Origin of the sequence: Marinobacterium sedimentorum (genome assembly GCF_024267675.1) — a bacterium.
Taxonomy (GTDB): domain Bacteria; phylum Pseudomonadota; class Gammaproteobacteria; order Pseudomonadales; family Balneatricaceae; genus Marinobacterium_A; species Marinobacterium_A sedimentorum.
Map to the genome: position 1 here is coordinate 417,704 of NZ_JALDYX010000001.1, position 18,189 is coordinate 435,892.

14 protein-coding genes are annotated in these 18,189 nt (G+C 59.4%); 8 read left to right on the top strand and 6 right to left on the bottom strand.

What is annotated here, in order from left to right; translation table 11 throughout:
- Positions 1-248: 248 nt before the first annotated feature.
- The 6 genes from betI to MRS74_RS01950 all read left to right on the top strand — a co-directional run bounded on the left by betI (position 249) and on the right by MRS74_RS01950 (position 7,346).
- On the top strand, positions 249-872 hold the full coding sequence (betI, locus tag MRS74_RS01925; RefSeq protein ID WP_256557731.1) for a transcriptional regulator BetI: 624 nt from the start codon (positions 249-251) through the stop codon (positions 870-872).
- 2 nt (positions 873-874) lie between these two features.
- Positions 875-2,335: a betaine-aldehyde dehydrogenase gene (gene betB / locus MRS74_RS01930; RefSeq protein ID WP_254578582.1), complete on the top strand. Its 1,461-nt coding sequence runs from the start codon at positions 875-877 to the stop codon at positions 2,333-2,335.
- 172 nt (positions 2,336-2,507) lie between these two features.
- Positions 2,508-3,458: a choline ABC transporter substrate-binding protein gene (locus MRS74_RS01935; RefSeq protein WP_254578583.1), complete on the top strand. Its 951-nt coding sequence runs from the start codon at positions 2,508-2,510 to the stop codon at positions 3,456-3,458.
- A gap of 94 nt (positions 3,459-3,552) precedes the next feature.
- Complete coding sequence (choW, locus tag MRS74_RS01940) at positions 3,553-4,398, top strand: choline ABC transporter permease subunit (RefSeq protein ID WP_254578584.1); 846 nt, start codon at positions 3,553-3,555, stop codon at positions 4,396-4,398.
- A 2-nt stretch (positions 4,399-4,400) separates the two neighbouring features.
- The gene (gene choV / locus MRS74_RS01945; RefSeq protein WP_254578585.1) at positions 4,401-5,597 is read left to right on the top strand and encodes a choline ABC transporter ATP-binding protein; all 1,197 of its coding nucleotides are present in this window, start codon (positions 4,401-4,403) and stop codon (positions 5,595-5,597) included.
- A gap of 150 nt (positions 5,598-5,747) precedes the next feature.
- Entirely contained in the window at positions 5,748-7,346 is a 1,599-nt protein-coding gene (locus tag MRS74_RS01950) for an alkaline phosphatase (RefSeq protein ID WP_254578586.1), read from the top strand.
- Positions 7,347-7,457: 111 nt separating this feature from the next.
- Here MRS74_RS01950 and MRS74_RS01955 read toward each other — a convergent pair whose 3' ends face one another.
- The 6 genes from MRS74_RS01955 to MRS74_RS01980 form a co-directional block, all read right to left on the bottom strand.
- The gene (locus tag MRS74_RS01955) at positions 7,458-9,578 is read right to left on the bottom strand and encodes an adenylate/guanylate cyclase domain-containing protein (RefSeq protein WP_254578682.1); all 2,121 of its coding nucleotides are present in this window, start codon (positions 9,576-9,578) and stop codon (positions 7,458-7,460) included.
- A 19-nt stretch (positions 9,579-9,597) separates the two neighbouring features.
- Positions 9,598-10,671, bottom strand: coding sequence for a sugar ABC transporter substrate-binding protein (locus tag MRS74_RS01960; protein WP_254578587.1), 1,074 nt, complete (start codon positions 10,669-10,671; stop codon positions 9,598-9,600).
- Positions 10,672-11,251: 580 nt separating this feature from the next.
- Positions 11,252-11,965: an NYN domain-containing protein gene (locus tag MRS74_RS01965; RefSeq protein ID WP_254578588.1), complete on the bottom strand. Its 714-nt coding sequence runs from the start codon at positions 11,963-11,965 to the stop codon at positions 11,252-11,254.
- A gap of 105 nt (positions 11,966-12,070) precedes the next feature.
- Positions 12,071-13,294, bottom strand: coding sequence for an MFS transporter (locus MRS74_RS01970; protein WP_254578589.1), 1,224 nt, complete (start codon positions 13,292-13,294; stop codon positions 12,071-12,073).
- A gap of 151 nt (positions 13,295-13,445) precedes the next feature.
- Positions 13,446-15,329, bottom strand: coding sequence for an Lnb N-terminal periplasmic domain-containing protein (locus MRS74_RS01975; protein WP_254578590.1), 1,884 nt, complete (start codon positions 15,327-15,329; stop codon positions 13,446-13,448).
- Positions 15,330-15,393: 64 nt separating this feature from the next.
- The gene (locus MRS74_RS01980) at positions 15,394-15,897 is read right to left on the bottom strand and encodes a DUF3015 family protein (RefSeq protein WP_254578591.1); all 504 of its coding nucleotides are present in this window, start codon (positions 15,895-15,897) and stop codon (positions 15,394-15,396) included.
- An 832-nt stretch (positions 15,898-16,729) separates the two neighbouring features.
- Here MRS74_RS01980 and MRS74_RS01985 point away from each other — a divergent pair.
- Together MRS74_RS01985 and MRS74_RS01990 are read left to right on the top strand one after the other, a co-directional pair.
- Entirely contained in the window at positions 16,730-17,437 is a 708-nt protein-coding gene (locus tag MRS74_RS01985; protein ID WP_254578592.1) for a FadR/GntR family transcriptional regulator, read from the top strand.
- Positions 17,438-17,749: 312 nt separating this feature from the next.
- Positions 17,750-18,079 (top strand): hypothetical protein, encoded by a 330-nt coding sequence (locus MRS74_RS01990; RefSeq protein WP_254578593.1) that lies wholly within the window; start codon positions 17,750-17,752, stop codon positions 18,077-18,079.
- Positions 18,080-18,189: the final 110 nt, after the last annotated feature.

Sequence of the window (18,189 nt, forward strand, 5' to 3'; positions counted from 1 at the left end):
AAACGCACCACCAGGGTGCGATTTAGCTGCCTGACGCGCCAAAAACGACCACTGCAATAACGCGTAAAACTCACCCAAGCCATTCCTAATAACGACCTTCACAATTTCATTTGCGACACTTTCGCCGTAATTCGTGGCTTTTCGTACCAGTTTGCGCCAAGGCGCCCAAGTGCGGGTTGACAGTACGCGGCTAAAACGCCAATCTTTTGTTAAACGACTATTTAATTAAAAAAGAGTGCGACGCGCTTATGCCCAAGGTCGGGATGCCCGAAATCCGAAAACCTCAGCTGATCAAGGCCACCATGCAGGCCATTGATTCCGCTGGGCTGCAGAAAGCCAGCGTTGCCATGATCAGCCGTTACGCTGGCGTGTCCCCGGCCATTATCAACCACTACTTCGGTGGCAAGGATGGCCTGCTTGAGGCCACCATGCGCTCGGTACTGCGGGATCTGTCGAATGCAGTGCGCGAACGCCTGGGCGATACAGACCCCAACGATGTGGTCGCCCGCATCAAGGCGATCGTGGGCGGTAACTTCGACAGCCGCCAGCTCGACTCCAAGGTGGTCAAAACCTGGCTGACGTTCTGGTCCCAGGCCATGCATCACCCCACGCTCTTCAGGCTGCAGCGGGTCAATGAACAACGGCTGCTATCGCACCTGCGGCGCGAGCTCAAGCGTGTCCTGGAGCCCGAGCGGGCCCAGTTTGTCGCCCAGGGCATCGCCGCCCTGATCGATGGTATCTGGCTGCGGGGTGCGCTGACCCCAGGTGGCATCAACAGCGAACTGGCTCAGCGCATCATCACCGATTATCTGGAGCGGCAGCTGCCGCCGACCGCGATCCCCAGAGATCGCTTAACCCGGACTGCAAGGTAACAATGAATACTATCTCTCTCTACATTCACGGTGCTTACCGCGACGCCAGCAGCGGCGAAACCTTTGAAACCCGCAACCCGGCCACCGGCGAACTGCTGGCCCAGGTGCAGCAGGCCAACGAAGCCGATGTTGAAGCGGCCCTGGCATCGGCGCGAGAAGGCTTTGCCATCTGGTCAGCCATGACCGGCACCGAGCGCAGCCGCATCCTGCTGCGCGCCGTGGAACTGTTGCGCGAGCGCAATGACGAGCTGGCCCGCCTCGAAGTACAGGATACCGGCAAGCCGCTGCAGGAAGCCGATCTGGTGGACATCCATACCGGCGCCGACGTCATCGAGTATTACGCCGGTCTCGCGTCCAAGATTCAGGGCGAGTATCAGGATCTTGGCAATGGCAACTTTTTTTACAGCCGCCGCGAGCCCCTGGGCGTCTGCGCCGGTATCGGCGCCTGGAACTACCCGATCCAGATCGCCTGCTGGAAGGCAGCCCCGGCACTGGCCGCCGGCAATGCCATGATCTTCAAGCCCTCTGAGGAAACCCCGCTGAGCGTGATGAAGCTGGCGGAAATCTTTACTGAAGCCGGCCTGCCGGACGGTGTTTTCAACGTCGTGCAGGGCGATGGCCGCACCGGCGCCATGCTGACTAATCACCCCGATATCGCCAAGGTGTCCTTTACCGGCGAATGCGGTACCGGCAAGAAGGTCATGGGCGCCGCGGCGGGCTCGCTGAAATCCGTCACCATGGAGCTGGGCGGCAAGTCGCCGATGATTGTCTTCCCCGATACCAAGGTGGAAACGGCCGTGTCCGGCGCACTGCTGGCCAACTTCTATACCCAGGGCGAAGTCTGCACCCACGGCACCCGCGTGTTCGTGCATGATGCCATCTACGATGAATTCGTTGCCGAGCTGGAAGTTCGCACCCGCGCACTGCGCATCGGTGATCCGATGGACCCGTCGACCCAGATTGGTGCGCTGATCTCCAGCCAGCACATGGAAAAGGTATTGGGCTTTATCGAGGCCGCCCGGCAGGCCGGCGCCCGTCTGGTGTGCGGTGGCAAGCGCGCCACCGGGCCCGGGCTTGATCAGGGCAACTTCGTTGAGCCGACGGTCTTTGCCGACTGCACCGACGACATGCCCAACGTGCGTGAAGAAATCTTTGGCCCGGTGATGTCGGTACTGCGCTTCAACGACGAGGAGGAAGTGATCCGCCGCGCCAACGATACCCCTTTCGGCCTTGCCGCCGGGGTCTTCACCCGCGATTTCAGCCGCGCCCACAGGGTCATCGCCAGGCTGCAGGCCGGTATCTGCTGGATCAACACCTGGGGCGCGTCGCCGGCCGAAATGCCGGTGGGCGGCTACAAGGAGTCCGGTATTGGCCGCGAAAATGGCATTGAAAGCCTGTATCAGTACACCCAGACCAAGAGCGTTTATGTGGAACTGGGCGAACTGGAAAATCCCTACGCTTGAGAGCTGGGGCAAGTGACGCAAGGCAAGTAGCAAGGTAGAAAGAGCAAAAGCGAAACGATAAACCAACAGGTGCGCGGGCCTTGTGTCCGCGCCGCTGTGGCTCCACGCCAGCCCGCACGCGCTTCGGGTTGCCCTGGAGGTACAGAATAATGATAACTAAACAGGACTGACTATGACCCCCACGATCAAGCATGTACGCAACGGCCTTTTCACTCTGATGTGCGCCGCGGGTATTAGCACCACCGCACTGGCCGCTGGCAGCTGCGATGTTGTGCGTTTCGCCGACGTCGGCTGGACCGACATCACCTCCACCACCGCTGTCACCTCCGAGCTGGTGGAAGCCCTGGGTTACGAGAGCCGCACCGACCTGCTGTCGGTACCTGTGACCTACAACTCCCTGGCGGCCAGTGATATTGATGTTTTCCTGGGTAACTGGATGCCCACCATGGAAGGCGATATCGCCAAGTACCGTGACGAGGGCTCGGTCGAAACCGTGCGCGCCAACCTCAAGGGAGCCAAGTACACCCTGGCGGTTTCCAAGGCCGCCTACGACGGTGGCGTAAAATCCTTTGCGGATCTGGCGAAATTCAGCGACGAGCTCGGCGGCAGCATCTACGGCATCGAGCCGGGCAACGACGGCAACCGCCTGATCCAGAAAATGCTCGATGAAAACGCCTTTGAACTGGGCAGCTTCAAGCTGGTGGAGTCCTCCGAAGCCGGCATGATGGCGCAGGTCAGCCGTTCGGAAAGACGCAACAAGTGGATCGCCTTCCTCGGCTGGGCGCCCCACCCGATGAACGCCAACTTCGAGATGGAATACCTTAGCGGCGGTGACGACTGGTTCGGCCCGGATTTCGGCGGTGCGACCGTCTATACCAATGTACGCAAGGGCTATGTGCAGGAGTGCGCCAATATCGGCAAGCTGCTGACCAATCTGGAATTCTCCCTGGCCATGGAAAATGAAGTCATGGGCGCCATTCTGGACGACAACCAGAAGCCCCGTGACGCCGCCCGCAGCTGGCTGCAGAAAAATCCTGCAGTGCTGGACGCCTGGCTGGATGGCGTCCAGACCAAGGACGGCCAGCCTGGTCTGGCCGCCGTTCGCACCAGCCTGGGCCTCTGATCGCCCGTTCAAGATGTCGTTTAGCACCCTGAAATAATGGCTGCCGCGCCTGCTGGCGCGGTGGACGGTCCCGCACACCCGGAGGAAAGCGCTCATGAACTGGTTTACAGACCACAAGATACCCCTTGGCAGCTGGATGGAGCTTTTCGTCGACTGGCTGACCACCCATGCCGCCGGCTTCTTTGACACCATTGCCATCTCGCTGGAATGGCTGATCCTGAATATGGTCGCGATCTTCCAGTGGTTTCCGGTCTATGTGCCCATCCTTATGACCGCCGCGCTCGCCTGGCTGCTGCACCGCAGCCTTGGTCTGGTGATCTTTGTGGTCGCCGCACTGCTGCTGATCCTCAATCTGGGGTACTGGCAGGAAATGCTGGAAACCTTCGTGCTGGTGCTCGCCGCCACAACCCTGTCGGTGGTGCTGGGCCTGCCCATAGGCGTGCTGGCCGCGCACAAGCCCTGGGTCTACACCATACTGCGCCCGATTCTCGACCTGATGCAGACCATCCCCACCTTTGTTTACCTGATTCCGACGCTGGTGCTCTTTGGTCTTGGCGTGGTGCCGGGGCTGATTTCCACCATCATCTTCGCCATCGCCGCCCCCATTCGCCTCACCTATCTGGGCATCAGCAAGGTGCCCGAAGAGCTGATCGAAGCCGGCAAGGCCTTTGGCGCCACGCCGATGAAGCTGCTGCTCAAGGTGGAGCTGCCGGCGGCCATGCCCAATATCATGGCGGGTATCACCCAATGCATTATGCTATCGCTGTCCATGGTGGTTATCGCCGCCCTGGTCGGGGCCGATGGCCTGGGCAAGCCGGTGGTGCGGGCACTTAACACCGTGAACATTTCCCAGGGCTTTGAAGCAGGTCTGGCCATAGTGCTGGTCGCTATCATCCTGGATCGAATCTGCAAGGCACCCAACGCCAAAGAGGAGGCTTGAACATGTCCGTTGCCGTCAGTATCAAGAATCTCGATGTGGTGTTTGGCAAGAAGGTAAAACCTGCCCTGGAGCTGCTTGCGCAGGGTAAAACCCGCCAGGAAATCATTGAAGCCACCGGCCAGGTCGTCGGTGTGCAGGACGCCAGCATCGAGGTGCAGCGTGGCGAAATCTGCGTACTGATGGGGCTGTCGGGCTCCGGCAAGTCCAGCCTGCTGCGCGCCGTAAACGGGCTCAACCCCATCAGCCGCGGCGAGCTGCTGGTGCAGGATGGCGACGAGATGGTCAATATGGCCAACTGTGACGCCAACACCCTGCGCCATATGCGCAGCAAGCGCGTCTCCATGGTGTTCCAGAAGTTCGCCCTCATGCCCTGGCTTAGCGTGCTGGATAACGTCGCCTTCGGCCTCGAGATGCAGGGCATCGGCAAGGCCGAGCGCCGGCGCCGCGCCATGGAAAAGCTCGAAATGGTGGGTCTGGACAAATGGGCCAGAAAGCTGCCCCACGAACTGTCGGGCGGTATGCAGCAGCGTGTAGGCCTGGCCCGTGCCTTCGCCATGGACAGCGATATCCTGCTGATGGACGAACCCTTCTCGGCGCTGGATCCGCTGATCCGCAACCAGCTGCAGGACGAGCTGCTGGAGCTGCAGCGCAAGCTCAACAAGACCATCATCTTCGTCAGCCATGACCTGGACGAAGCCCTCAAGATTGGCACCCATATCGCCATCATGGAGTCGGCGCGCATCATTCAGCACGGCCGGCCCGAGGATATAGTCCTCAACCCCTGCAACGAATACGTGCGCAACTTCGTCGCCCACACCAACCCGCTGAACGTGCTCAAGGGCCGCTCGCTGATGACCGGGCTGGATCAGCTGGAGCGACTCGACGAAATGCTGGTTCTCAACCGCGAGGAAAACAGCTGGTTCAAGATGGATGCGCAGGGACAGCTGCTGTCCGCCAGCCGCCAGGAAACGGCTCTGCAGTTGCACCAGTGGGAAAGCAGCAGCACCTTGAACGACCTTAACGAGGGTACCCTGGTGGTGGCCAGCCCCGATATCTCGATGCGCGAAGCGCTGGAAATCCGCTACCAGACCGGCCTGCCGGTACTGCTGCGCGAAGCCAGCGGCCTGGTCGGCGTGCTGCGCGACCGCGATTTCTACCACGCCCTGCTGGGCAAGCACTTCGGCACCGATCCGGCCTGAATTCGACCCACTATCGAATTCGTTAATAGTGCAACATCAGTCGTTTTTAACCGCAATATGTTCGGCGCCAAACCTGCATTAGTCTTGCAGACTCTGGCGCTGTACTGCGCCGCGATCACACAAAACCACAACAAAAATAAGGAAGTTTGCATGAAACCAATCAAGACCCTGGGACTTGCTGCGCTATGCAGCCTGTGGGTATCGGGCACGGTGCTGGCGGCCCCCATCAAGAACGTCATTCTCATGATTGGCGACGGGATGGGACCACAACAGATTGGCCTGCTGGAGAGTTATGCTCAGCTCGCGCCCATGTCAATCTATCAGGGCCGTGATACCGCCCTCCATAGTCTGGCCAGCGAGGGTATTACCGGCTTTTCGATGACCTATCCCAAGGATGCTATCGTCGTCGACTCGGCCTGTTCCGCCACGCAGCTGGCCCTGGGGCGCAGTGCAGCGTCCGAGGTTATCGGCATCGATGACCGGGGTTATCCACAGGAGACGGTACTTGAAAAGGCCAAACGCCTTGGCAAGGCCACCGGCCTTGTTTCCGATACTCGCCTGACCCATGCAACCCCCGCCGCCTTCGCCGCCCATCAGCCGCATCGATCGCTGGAAAACGAGATTGCAGTACAGATGCTTGAAACCGGCCCTGATGTGATGCTGTCAGGGGGGCTGCGACACTGGATTCCGCAGGAAGTTAACGACAAGGGCGAGGTTTATCAACAGCTTCAGGCCATGACAGGCGACGCTATCCAACTCAAATCCAAGCGCAAGGACAGTCGCAATTTGCTGACTGAAGCCCAGGCACAGGGCTATCAACTGGCCTTCAACCGAGCACAGCTTGACGCCGCAGACAGTTCCGGAAAATTGCTGGGGCTGTTCGCCTACTCCGGCATGATGGACGGTATTCGCTACAGCCAGACACGCGAAGATGAAGCACGCAGCGAGCCGACCCTAACCGAGATGACCGCGAGCGCACTGGATGTGCTGAGCAAGGATGAAGACGGATTCTTTCTGATGGTGGAAGGCGGGCAAATTGACTGGGCGGGACACAACAACGATACCGGCACCATGCTGCACGAGATGCTCAAATTCGATGAGGCCATCGGTTATGTACAGCAGTGGGCCCAGGGACGCGACGATACCCTGATCATTGTAACGGCCGATCACGAAACCGGCTCCTTCGGCTTCAGTTATTCAGCCGCCAACCTGCCAGATGCATCTTCGTTGCCGGGGCCTGCGTTTGAATCCCGCCAGTACCAGCCCAACTTTAACTTCGGCGCGACCAGCCAGCTCGATGACATCTATGCCCAGCGGAAAAGCTTTCCGGACATGATGAGCGAATTCGCGGAACTGGCTGAAGCCGATCGTACCGCCAGCGCACTGGCCGGTATTATCACTGCCAATAATGCCTACACAATCACCGAAGAGCAGGCTACGCGGATTCTGGCGATGAACGACAACCCCTACCTGACACCGGATCACAGTTATCTGTCTGCAGAAAAGCTGCCCAAGGTGCAGGATTTCCAGGCATTTTACGTCTATGGCGATGAGATTCAGTACGATCTGATTGGGCGAGAACTGGCGCAGGCACAGAACGTGGTCTGGGGCACAGGCACCCACACAAGCACCCCGGTTAACGTGATTGCCTGGGGGCCGGACGCAGCAACCCGTCCACTGTCTGGTCTGCTGCACCATACTGAGATCGGTCAGCACCTGCAGGCCGTAATGGAAGCTACCGCCCGGTAAGCATCGAGCGCCCGTGATCGCGATTCTGCAACCGCTGCGTTGAGAGTATAGCCCTGCAGTGGTATCCCTGAAATGCTCAAGGCCCCGTCGAATTCGACGGGGCCTTTGTTTTTAAACCATATTTTTAGGCCCGCACTTCAGACCCACGACCTCATACACCTCCAGCGGTTTCTGCTTGCCCTTCACCTGAATACGCTGCAGCGGCCGTACCTCCACGTCCGCCTGCACCGCCTGGTAGATCTGCGCGCTGATCAGAATCTGGTTGATGCCGCTGTGTTCCTGGATGCGTTTGGCGGTGTTCACATCATCGCCGATGGCGGTGTATTCGATGCGATCCTGGCTGCCGATCAACCCGAGCACGGCATCCCCCGTGTGGATGCCGATGCCAAATGACAGCTGCAGTTCCTCGGGCAGCTCTTTATGCAACTGCACAAAGGCATCGCGAATCTGCAGCCCCGTGCGTACCGCCCGCAGGGCATGATCGGCCTGCGTCAGCGGCGCATTGAACCAGGCCATGATGGCGTCGCCGAGAAACTTGTCGATGGTGCCTTCCTCCGCCAGCACGGCATCGGCCATGGCGCCCAGGTAGCGGTTCAGCAGGCCCACCAGCTTTTCCGGTGTCAGCTGTTCGCTGATACTGGTAAAGCCGTGGATATCGGCAAAGAGCGCGGTAATCACCTGTCGCTGACCGCCAAGCTGCAGCCGGTCAGGGTCAATCTGGCTCAGGATGGCCGGCGATACCATGTGCTCCAGCAGCCGGCGCTGCGCCTCCATCTGCTTCATCTCTGTCACATCATCGATCACGATGGCAATGCCCTGGGGCCGTTCGGCGCTGCGTAATTCCGACAGGTTGACACGCAGATGTACCGCACCGCGTTCGGACAGGTCAGCGCTGATATCCAGGCCGATGACCGGCCGGTGCAAGCGACTGACCGTCTCCACATGGGGCAGCAGGATGCGCCCGAGTGGCGCGACCAGCTCGGCCACTGTCTGCCCGATCAGCGCCTTTCTATCGCCGTAGCCGAGGATGCGCAGCGCCGCCAGGTTGCACAATGATATGCGACCGTCCATATCGGTGGTCATGACGCCACTGACGATGGATGAAAATACGTTGTCGAGCAGGTTTTTCAGCTCCGTGGTCTCGGTCAGCGACTGGCGCAACTGCTGTTCGCGCCCCTGCAGCTGCGCCGCCATATGGTCAAACGCAGCCCCCAGCTGGTTCAGTTCGCCGCGCCCGGGCTCCAGTCCGGTGCGGGCCCTGAGGTCACCGGCCTGCAAGCGCTCGACGCCTTCACGCAACAGCGCCAGAGGCCGCAGAATCTGCTGCCGGGTGAAGCGCAGGATACTGCCTACCAGCAGCCACGCCAGCACCAGCGCCAGCAGCATGATGAGAACGCGGATCAGTGAAGGCCCCAGCGCCTCGGCCAGCGGCTGTTCGACGATGGCGAACCAGGGGGCCAGTTCCATGGCGCTGCCAAAACCGATGACCCAGCGGCCATACAGGCTGGAGTAAAGATGCAGGCTGCCATCGGCAAGTCTCTGGGGCGACAGCCCCAGCCTTTGTTCCATCGAGTCCTCGCTGTACAGCAGCCGCAGATTGCGATGGGCGACCAGGTGGCCATTCTGATCGGCGATATAGATATAGCCGCTATTGCCCACCGACAGGCTGATGGCAATGTTCCACAGCGTGGTCAAATCGAACCTGGCCACCAACGTGGCCGAAAATACACCCAGCTCATTGCTCACCGGGGCCGCCAGGGTAACCGTCGGCACGCTGAATTCGCCAAAGCCCACCGGCCCCAGATAACTTTGTCCGCTGCGCACGCTGTCCAGCCAGGGCTGTTCGCCGCGTGCGGCCTTGTTGGGCCTTCCTACCCGGTTACGCTGCAGCAGAATGCGACCCTGGGTATCGATCAGCTCGAGCTCGAACAGAGTCGGGCGGCGCGCAATCAGCTGACGCAACAGGTCGCTCTGGTCCACGGACGGCCCAAGGGCCGCAGCGGTCGCGATCAGATCGCTTCTGACATCCAGCAGGTAGGAATCGAAGGCGTGGGTGGCCGTCATGCCGGCGACACTAAACTGGCCCTCCAGCCGGTCCCGGACTCCCAGCAAACTGATCAGAATGGCCACTGCCAGCCCCAGCATGGCGATGGAGGCCAGCAGCAGCACAAGCTGGTGCAGGCGGCGCCCGATGGAGCCCGTTTTAGCGAATAGCCTGTTCTTGATGCCCATCGCAGTCACGGCCTGGCCCCTACTTCTGGAAACTAACGACATTCTCGGCGGTAATCAGTTGAATCTTGTCCCACAGCTGCACAGGCGGATAGGAGCCCCCCGATTCGAGATGCCGCACCATCAGCTGCATCGCGCTGCGAGCCTGCAATTCAGGCTGCTGGTCTATGGTGGCGTGAAGTGTGCCGCCCCGAATCGCCAGCAATGCATCGGCGTTGGCATCGAAGCCGGTGATGATAATGCCCTGGCGCGCGGCGGCCTCGACCGCATCGGCAGCGCCCAGCGCCATCTCATCGTCCGCCGCCAGAATGGCATCGATATGCTGATAGCGCTCCAGCCAGGCGGCGCTGATATGACGTGCCTGATCGCGTCGCCAGCCTCCGGATTTCAGGCCCAGCACATTGATGTCCCCCTCGCGCAGCCCGGCCATCATGCCGTTACGCCTGTCCAGCGCATTCTGATTACCCGCCGGGCCTTCCAGAATCAGCACATTACCCTGACCCTCCAGCTGCTCGACCACCCAGCGGCCCAACAGGGTTCCGGCCTTGAAATTGTCGAAGCCAACGAAGGTCAGGATGCCATCGGCATTCAAAGGTGTGTCGTAGACGATGACCGGTATCCCGGCAGCAACAGCCTTCTCCACCACCGGAGACAGGCGGTTGCTATCCACAGGCGCGATGATGAGACCGTCGGTACGCCCCTCGCGAATCAGATTATCAAGACTCTTGATCTGGGCCTCGATACCGTACTCCTGGACCCCCAGTGCCCGCAGGGACACAGCCATGCTTTCGCGCGCAAGATCGGCACCTCTGTTGGCACGGCGCCAGTAAGGATTGGCCCAGGAAAAATTCTTCATCAGGAAGGCGATACGCCAGGGATGTCGGGCCTTGATACTGACATTCGGGCCAAACGGATTGCGGCTGGAATCGCTACTGGCAATATTGTCTGCCAATACCTGGGACGGTTTCAGTACCGGGGCCCGCTGCTGCGCATCCTGACCGCAGCCCGGCAGCAGACCGAACACCAGCAACAGGATACCCATCCGTCGCATCAGGGTGTTCCGCAAGCCTGCGCCAAGCCCCCGTACTCTGCTCATGGCTCTTCCTCGTCGTCGGAATCCGCCGGGGCCGGGTCGGCCAGGCGCTGCCCGTACTAGCAGCCTGTCGGGCTTAACACTGATCTGCTGCGGAAAAGCCCGACAGGCTGCCAGGCTGATGATCTCCTTCAGTCTAAGAAACTTCTGCCGGATTGGCTTGCTAGACACCCGCAGATCGACCGGGCTGCAGCGGCCAAAGCCTGCCCTTGGCGAACAGTATTCAACCCTGCCCGCCTGAGCATTGCACACCAGGTCGAAGCTAAAGCTGTGCATAAGATGTGCATATCATCCAGATCGTCAGACTCGTAAGTTTTCCACAATCGCCTTCTCCACGCTGTGGATTAATCCCTGATCAACTTTTTCAGGGCTTGCCAACGCGGGGGCTATAGCTAACTGTGATGAGCTTGTGCGGAGCTTATGCACAGAGTTACTCAGGTATTTTGTGCACAGTTTTTTGAGCCTACTACCGAATAGTTACGCACAGATCAGTTATACACAGATGAAGGCAGCCTGACCGTTGGCGGCGCCGCTGTGCATAAGAAAAGTTACCCACAGCAAACGAATAAGCGCTCCCCGGTGCCTAACCTGCGACCTGATACATGTAGGGCCGGCCATTACCACGCTGCTTCTGCTCCACCGTAATATCCGGTGCGAACAGCTGCAGGAACTCCTTGAAGCTGGCGGCACCGAAAGTACGGGGGTCAAAATCCGGCCGCTGCCGCTTCAGCAGACTGCCGGCATGGCCCATGTTCATCCAGCCCTCCTCATCGGAATGTTCGCGCCAGGCCTTGATCAGCAGGCGCTTGATCTGATCCAGATCCGGATTGCCGGGCAGACTCTCGGCCGGAGCATCGCCGATAATTTCGGTAAAGATAAAGTCGTCACAGGCATTGCGAAACGAGATGGGGGTCTTTTTCTCGCCAAAGCCGAAGACATAGATCTCCGACTGCTTGAGCCGGGACGCCAGGCTGGTGAAATCACTGTCGCTACTGACGATGGCAAAGGCATCGAAGCGCTGGGAATAGAGCAGATCCATGGCGTCGATAATCATGGCGCCATCGGTGGAGTTCTTGCCGGTGGTGTAGGCAAACTGCTGACAGGGCTGGATAGCCAACTCGTTAAGCGTAGTGCGCCAGTTCTTGAGGTTTTCCGACGACCAGTCACCGTAGGCACGCTTGACCACTATATGGCCGTGTCCGGACAGCTCGTCCAGAATGTGTTTGGTCTTGGAACGCTGTGCATTATCAGCATCGATAAGCACAGCAATTTTCTTGTGTTGATCCAGATCTTTCATGCCGCAGCGCCACCCTGTTGCCCGTCACTTACAGCTTCAGCGTAGCGCCTGAAACCCATCCTGGACAGGCAAGCCGGCTATGGAATTGCCGCGCTCAGGCCGCGCTCAGGCCGCGACGGCGGCGCGGCGCAGGCGCGCAACCGGGCGCTCATCAATGAAGATATGTATCACGGCGGTCAGCAGGGCTATAGCCGCGGCAGACCACCAGACAATGTTGTAGGTGCCGGTGGCATCGTACAGATAGCCACCCAGCCAGACGCCGAGGAAAGACCCCAGCTGGTGGTTAAGAAACACTAGGCCATAGAGGGTGCCCATATGGCGCAGTCCGAACATCTGTGCCACCAGACCGGAGGTCGCAGGCACCGTCGCCAGCCACAGAAAACCGGTGGCGATGGAGAACAGATACACGCTGGCGGTACTGATGGGCACCAGCATGAACAGGGCAATGGCAATTGCGCGCAGCGCATAGATAATACCCAGCAGGTTCTTTTTCGAGTACTTGCCCGACCAGGACCCAAACAGCAGGCAGCCAAAGATATTGAACAGCCCGATCAGCGACAGGCTGATTACGGCCACCTGGGGATCAAAACCGCTGTCAGCCAGAAAGGCCGGCATATGCACGGTAATAAAGGCCAGCTGGAAGCCGCAGACAAAGAAACCCGCAATCAGCAGCCAGTAATGTACATGACTGGTCGCCTCCTTCAACGCCGCGGGCAGCGTCTGTTCGGGCTCAGCCTCGTTGCCGGGACGGCCCTTGGCGCCATCGCCGCTAAAGGGCGCGGCCAGCAGCAGCATGCTAAGCGCACCACCCGCCAGCAACAGCAGCGCCGTCTGCCAGCCGTAGCTGGTAATAAAGCTCTGCGCCACCGGTATCACCAGCAGCTGACCGGCGGACCCCGCCGCGGTACCCAGACCCAGCGCAAAGGCGCGCTTCTCGGGCGCCACCATTCTGGCCAGCGCCGGCAGCACCACCCCAAAGCCGGTACCGGCGATGCCCATGCCAATCAGCACGCCGGCGCCGATGTGCAACGACCAGATACTGTCGGCGGTCGAGGTAATATAGAGCCCCAGCGCATACACAATCGCCCCCCCGATCAGGGTTCGGGCGGTGCCAAAACGATCAGCCACGGCACCTGCGAACGGCTGGAACAGGCCCCAGCACAGGTTCTGCAATGCCAGCGAGAAGGCAAAGATCTCGCGGCCATAGCCGAACTCCTCGGAAATGGGCGCCATGAAAAAACCCATGGACGAGCGCAGACCAAAGTTGATGGCCAGCAGCAGACAGGCAAAGGCGACGAAAATGCTCAGCAGTTTGACTGGAGTGCGCATATGTCTGATTTCCATAGTGACCACAGCGGCGGTCGGGAGAGAAGGGCATCGGGCCCGAAATTATCGCAGTTAAGTTCCCGGCTCTCAATTGGACTGCCACAACTGACTGCGTCCTCATACAGCTGAAAAACGACACTGAAGCGAGGCCGCGTCAGAAATAGTAGCCCAGCGACAGCATCGCTTCCTCGGCGCGATCCCGGCGATACCCCAGGCGCAGGTCGAGATGGGTATCCAGCGCCTTTCTCAGCTCCAGCGTCACGCCGGAGCGCGAGCGCTGGTCGCCGTCCAGCGCCCGGTGCTGGTTCAACTGCAGGCGCCCACTGTAGCTTGAACCCAGGTTCATATTAGCGAAGAAAGCTACTTTTGCCGCCATATGACCACTGTTCTGATAATTTTCCTGCGCCATGCCAGCAGCGCTTACGCCCAGCAGAAGGTGGCGATTGATGCGCCTCGCGGTGCCGATCGCACCTTCCGCCTGCGCCACCAGACAGCGGCTGCAGGCCAGGTTGTCCACCTCGGCACCCAGCTTGAGCTTCCAGTAACGACCGTTGTCGCCCGGCAGGCCGGTAACGGAATCGTTCAGGCTCTCCAGATTGACCAGATTGATTGCACGCAGCTCTGTGCGGCCGTCGAAGTGCACGGCGCTGATCTCGCCCATCGCCAGCACCGAGTTCTTGATATGGCCATTGCCCGAATCCAGCACATCATAATAGGCCGGGCGCAGACTCAGCTGCAGCCCAGTGCCCCGTGCGCTGTTATGCAGCCCGCCAATGCGCACCAGACTCGGATTGCGCCCCTGGTGCGGCGCAGGCTGGCGGCTTGGCGGCAACTCGGTCGCCCCCGGCGGCAAACTGAAGCGGGCCTGCAGCACCTGCTGGTAATGGCTGTTGTTGATATCAGCCATGCCCTGGTCGGGCTCGCGTACATACTGGTAATAATCCAGCAGGGTGTCGAGAATGCGCTGTCGAGGCGCCAGGCCCGGCGCGCCGCCCAGCACCTCCTGTAACCGTTCAGGCTGTTCGGCGGCAGTGCGCACCGCGGCGCGCTCATCGGCATCAAGGGCAAAGAAGCGGTTGTAAAGACGGGTCTGCCTGGACGGGTGATAACGCAGAGTGCGGATCAGTGGTTGTCCCTGCAGGGTGCCGCGCGCCATCTTCTGTATAACCGCCTGGGGGATGGTGGCAAAGCGGGCGGCGGGAATAATGTCCAGCCCGTCTATGATCTCCAGCAGCTCGGCCACACGATAGGCGCAGTTCTTGCGAAAAAAGTAATAGGTATACTCACGCCGCAACAGTTCCCAGCCGTGTGCGACAACAAAATCGACCTGCTCGCGGCTGAGATTCAGCTCGTATTCCCACAGGTCACGCAACTCCACCTCGCCATAAACGCCGCTATGGAAATAGTATTCAACTTCGCTGAAACCACCGACATATCCGCCGAAAACGCCTTTATACATATAGCGTAGCGGATTTTCGTTCGGCGGTACCACGGCACCGTAATTGAGGCTGTTGTCCAGCAACTTCGATTGTCCGCTCTCGCTGGCGGAGTTGAACTTGAGCAGGGTATGGCCATAGAAGGAGGCCGGGTTGCCCAGATAACCGGTGGCGTATACCAGACTGATGGAGTCAATGCGATTACCCCGGTTCCAGGCATTGAATGCCGTACACTCCAGCGCCTTGAACGCGCTCGGCCCTGCACCCTGGCTGATCCAGATAAAGCGCGCCGGGAACAGGCACTGGGCATGCTCATCGACATTGGCACCGGGGGCCCGTGCAAAGGCCTGGCGCGTCGCCTCAAACTCTGCCTGCGGGTCCGTGGCGCCGCTCGGGCTCAGGAAAAACGCAGCGTCATGAATGGCACTGCGATAGCCACTGGCTGAACTGCGATCCGGCTCGTAGTGCAACAGTTTGAGCCAGGCCGGCTCTTGCCACGGACTTGATGTGCCTGCCGCCATGACAGGGCTAGCCTGGGCAATAAACGACAACAGCAGCGCCGCTGCCAGGGTACCGAGCAGCAGGAGAGAACGTATCAGCATGGGAGTTCGGACTTTCAGCGGGGAGAGCTTGCCGGCACAGAAAGCCGGCAAGCCCGGGTCAGGCTCAGGCTGCGCAGTTGGCAGCGGCCGCATTCACCACATCGTAATAGATGGCGGCTTTTTCGATTTTAGTCTGCTCTGCATAGCCGGCAACACCAATCTGCTGGCCCATCTGGCTGCGCACGGCGCTGATGACTGAAGGCTGGGCGCCTTGCTGGCAATCCATGATCTCGAGCATGGCGCTCAGGTGTTCACCCTGGCCCTGCGCGGTTTCTTCGGCAAGGTTGTCATAGGTATCCAGAATGAACTGTGCCACTGCGACGTTACGCTTGCTGCAGGTCTCCGGGCTGGAGGTCGCAGAGGTGACCGCCGTGGTACCCAGATCCCAAATGATGTTGGAGGTAACGGCCGCCCAGTGAGTCGTCGGGAACAGTGCCGCACCTATGCCGCAGTTCACATAGGGGTTGGGGCCTGAGCCCACAGGCTTGGTTTCTGCCAGGGTGGCGGCAGACATGCTCAGGGTGGTGCCGGCGAGCACCAGGGATAACAGGCTGTGCTTGATGTTCATCAGGAAGGGCCCCTCCAGGGCAAGTAAATCCATTTATCCATTTAGTATTCGGGGCAGACGCCCTCAAGGATACCCACGCAAAAATACAGCATCGAAAATCGGCGTCAATTAAAAAACAGTTTGCGTGCCATAGAGGATATTAAAAAGCACGGATCTGATTACGAATAAGATGTCCCCACAGGATCGCAAAGCGTCATACTCGGGCAGAGTCTGGCGTGGGCATAGCGATCAGAGCGTTAAAAAGGTATTAAAACAGCCTGTTAAAGCCCCCTTTTAACCTCCATCAGGCCGGAGCAACCGGGGTGGTTTTCATCGTGCAGTGCAAAACGCCCGGGACAGGTTCTAATAGCACACCGGACACAGGTAACGCTGGATTGCGACGCTTGCGACTGAGATGCTGCGCGTATCACAGGTGGCACATAAAACAGGCATACCCATGTGGCGCGCGCTGCACTGTCGCTGTGGACAATTACGTTAGCAACTGCTTGATCCGCGGATCCAACGCCTGACGGTTATTTTATTCGCGCATTGGACGCTTACCGTTACGGATGGGTTGAAAGTAGAGTCAATTGGAACACAAACGTACAAATAAAATAACTTGTTACAAATATCCGCCCTCAACACAGAGCCCTTGTTAACTGCTGCGTGCTACAGACAGGCATCGTCCAGACAGTAATTGTCTCGCCGCAGACCATGCTGTTTTACCTCTGCACAGCTCTATTTTGCACGTACTAGCGCCCGTCTCCCCCTAGCCGCACCTGGCCCGGACGGGCCTTCGTTGACAACACTGACCTGCCTAAATACCATTTGTAAAATTTATCTGGCCCAGACCATGAACACTCAAAGAATCAAATCGCCGGAATCCCTGTCATCGCTGGTCTATGAAAAGATCCTTGCCGCGATCACCAATGGCGAATACAGCGTTAATAAAAAGCTGCCCACCGAAGCCCAGCTATGCGATATCTACAACGTTTCGCGCCCGGTGATCAGAGAATCCTTAACCCGGCTCAAGGAAGACAACCTGGTGGTCTCCAGACGGGGCTCCGGCAGCTTCGTGATAAAGCGCCCCGACAGCACCGTGCTGCAGTTTTCCAGAATATCCAGCATCTCGGACATCCAGCGCTGCTTTGAATTCAGAACCAACATTGAGAGCGGCGCCGCCGGCCTTGCGGCCGTGCGCCATGCCAAAGAGCAGCTGGACAGAGTTATCAGTGCCGTCACGGCCATGACGGAGGCCAGCAAGCACCATGCTGTATCCACCGATGCAGACTTCGAGTTTCATATTGCCATTGCCGAAGCGGCCAATAACAGCTACTACTCAACCGCGTTGAAGTCGCTGCAGGATAATATAAAAGAGGGTATGAACATCACCCACACACTGTCGCTGCAGGCCTCGGAAAAGCGCCTGAAGATGGTACAAGAAGAGCACGACGAGATTCTGGAGGCCATCGTAGCCGGCGACGGCCCGCGCGCCGAATCCGCCATGCGGGCCCACCTGACCAATGCCAAGACCCGCATGTTCGAAGGTACCGGTGACTAGTGTACTGCTTCGCTCTTAGAGGCGCTTTTAGCGAGTCGCCAGGAGGTTGACCGCACGGCGCATTTTCGAAGCCATAGTGGGCCTATTTCGAGGAAATGCAACACCGCGGACGGCCTCCTGGCGGCTCGCCCGCAGGGAGCTCGCCAATTCGCGCCCTGCTGCGTTGCCGCTCTTGGCAAGAGCCCCACTATTACCTGCGAACGGCGCCTTGCCGGACACGAATTGGCGGGCTCTATAAGCACCCATTAGGGCGAAGCAGTACACTAGCGCCTGCAGGCGTTTGGAACCAACTGCACCACAGGGAGTACCGCAGTGAAAAGCTTCAACTATCTCGCTCTGTTCCTGGTGATCAGCCTTGGAGTTTGCGCAGGCAACCTGCTGTCCAACTATATCTCTGCCCAGTACGCGACCTATCAGCTGCAACGCGCCACCGAGGCCATCAGCAACCGCCTGAGTGCACAACAGCAGCAACAGAACGAGGCTGCACGCGCTCAACGCAGCAACGATCGCCGGGGCCGCGCCCTGGCGCGCTCCTGCCAGGACTGGCAGCAGATGCACCGGCAACGTCCGAGCGACACCACCGACAAGGAGTCCCGGCGCCAGTGCGCACTCTACGCCAGATACGTTTCCGAAGGCCGCTAAGCCCCCGTCCGATCGCCATTACAGCAGCAACGCGGCCCTGTGCATAAAGACCGAAAGCCGCAGCGGTTCGATGCAGTCTCACCCACTGAGCGATCAGACACAAAAAAGCC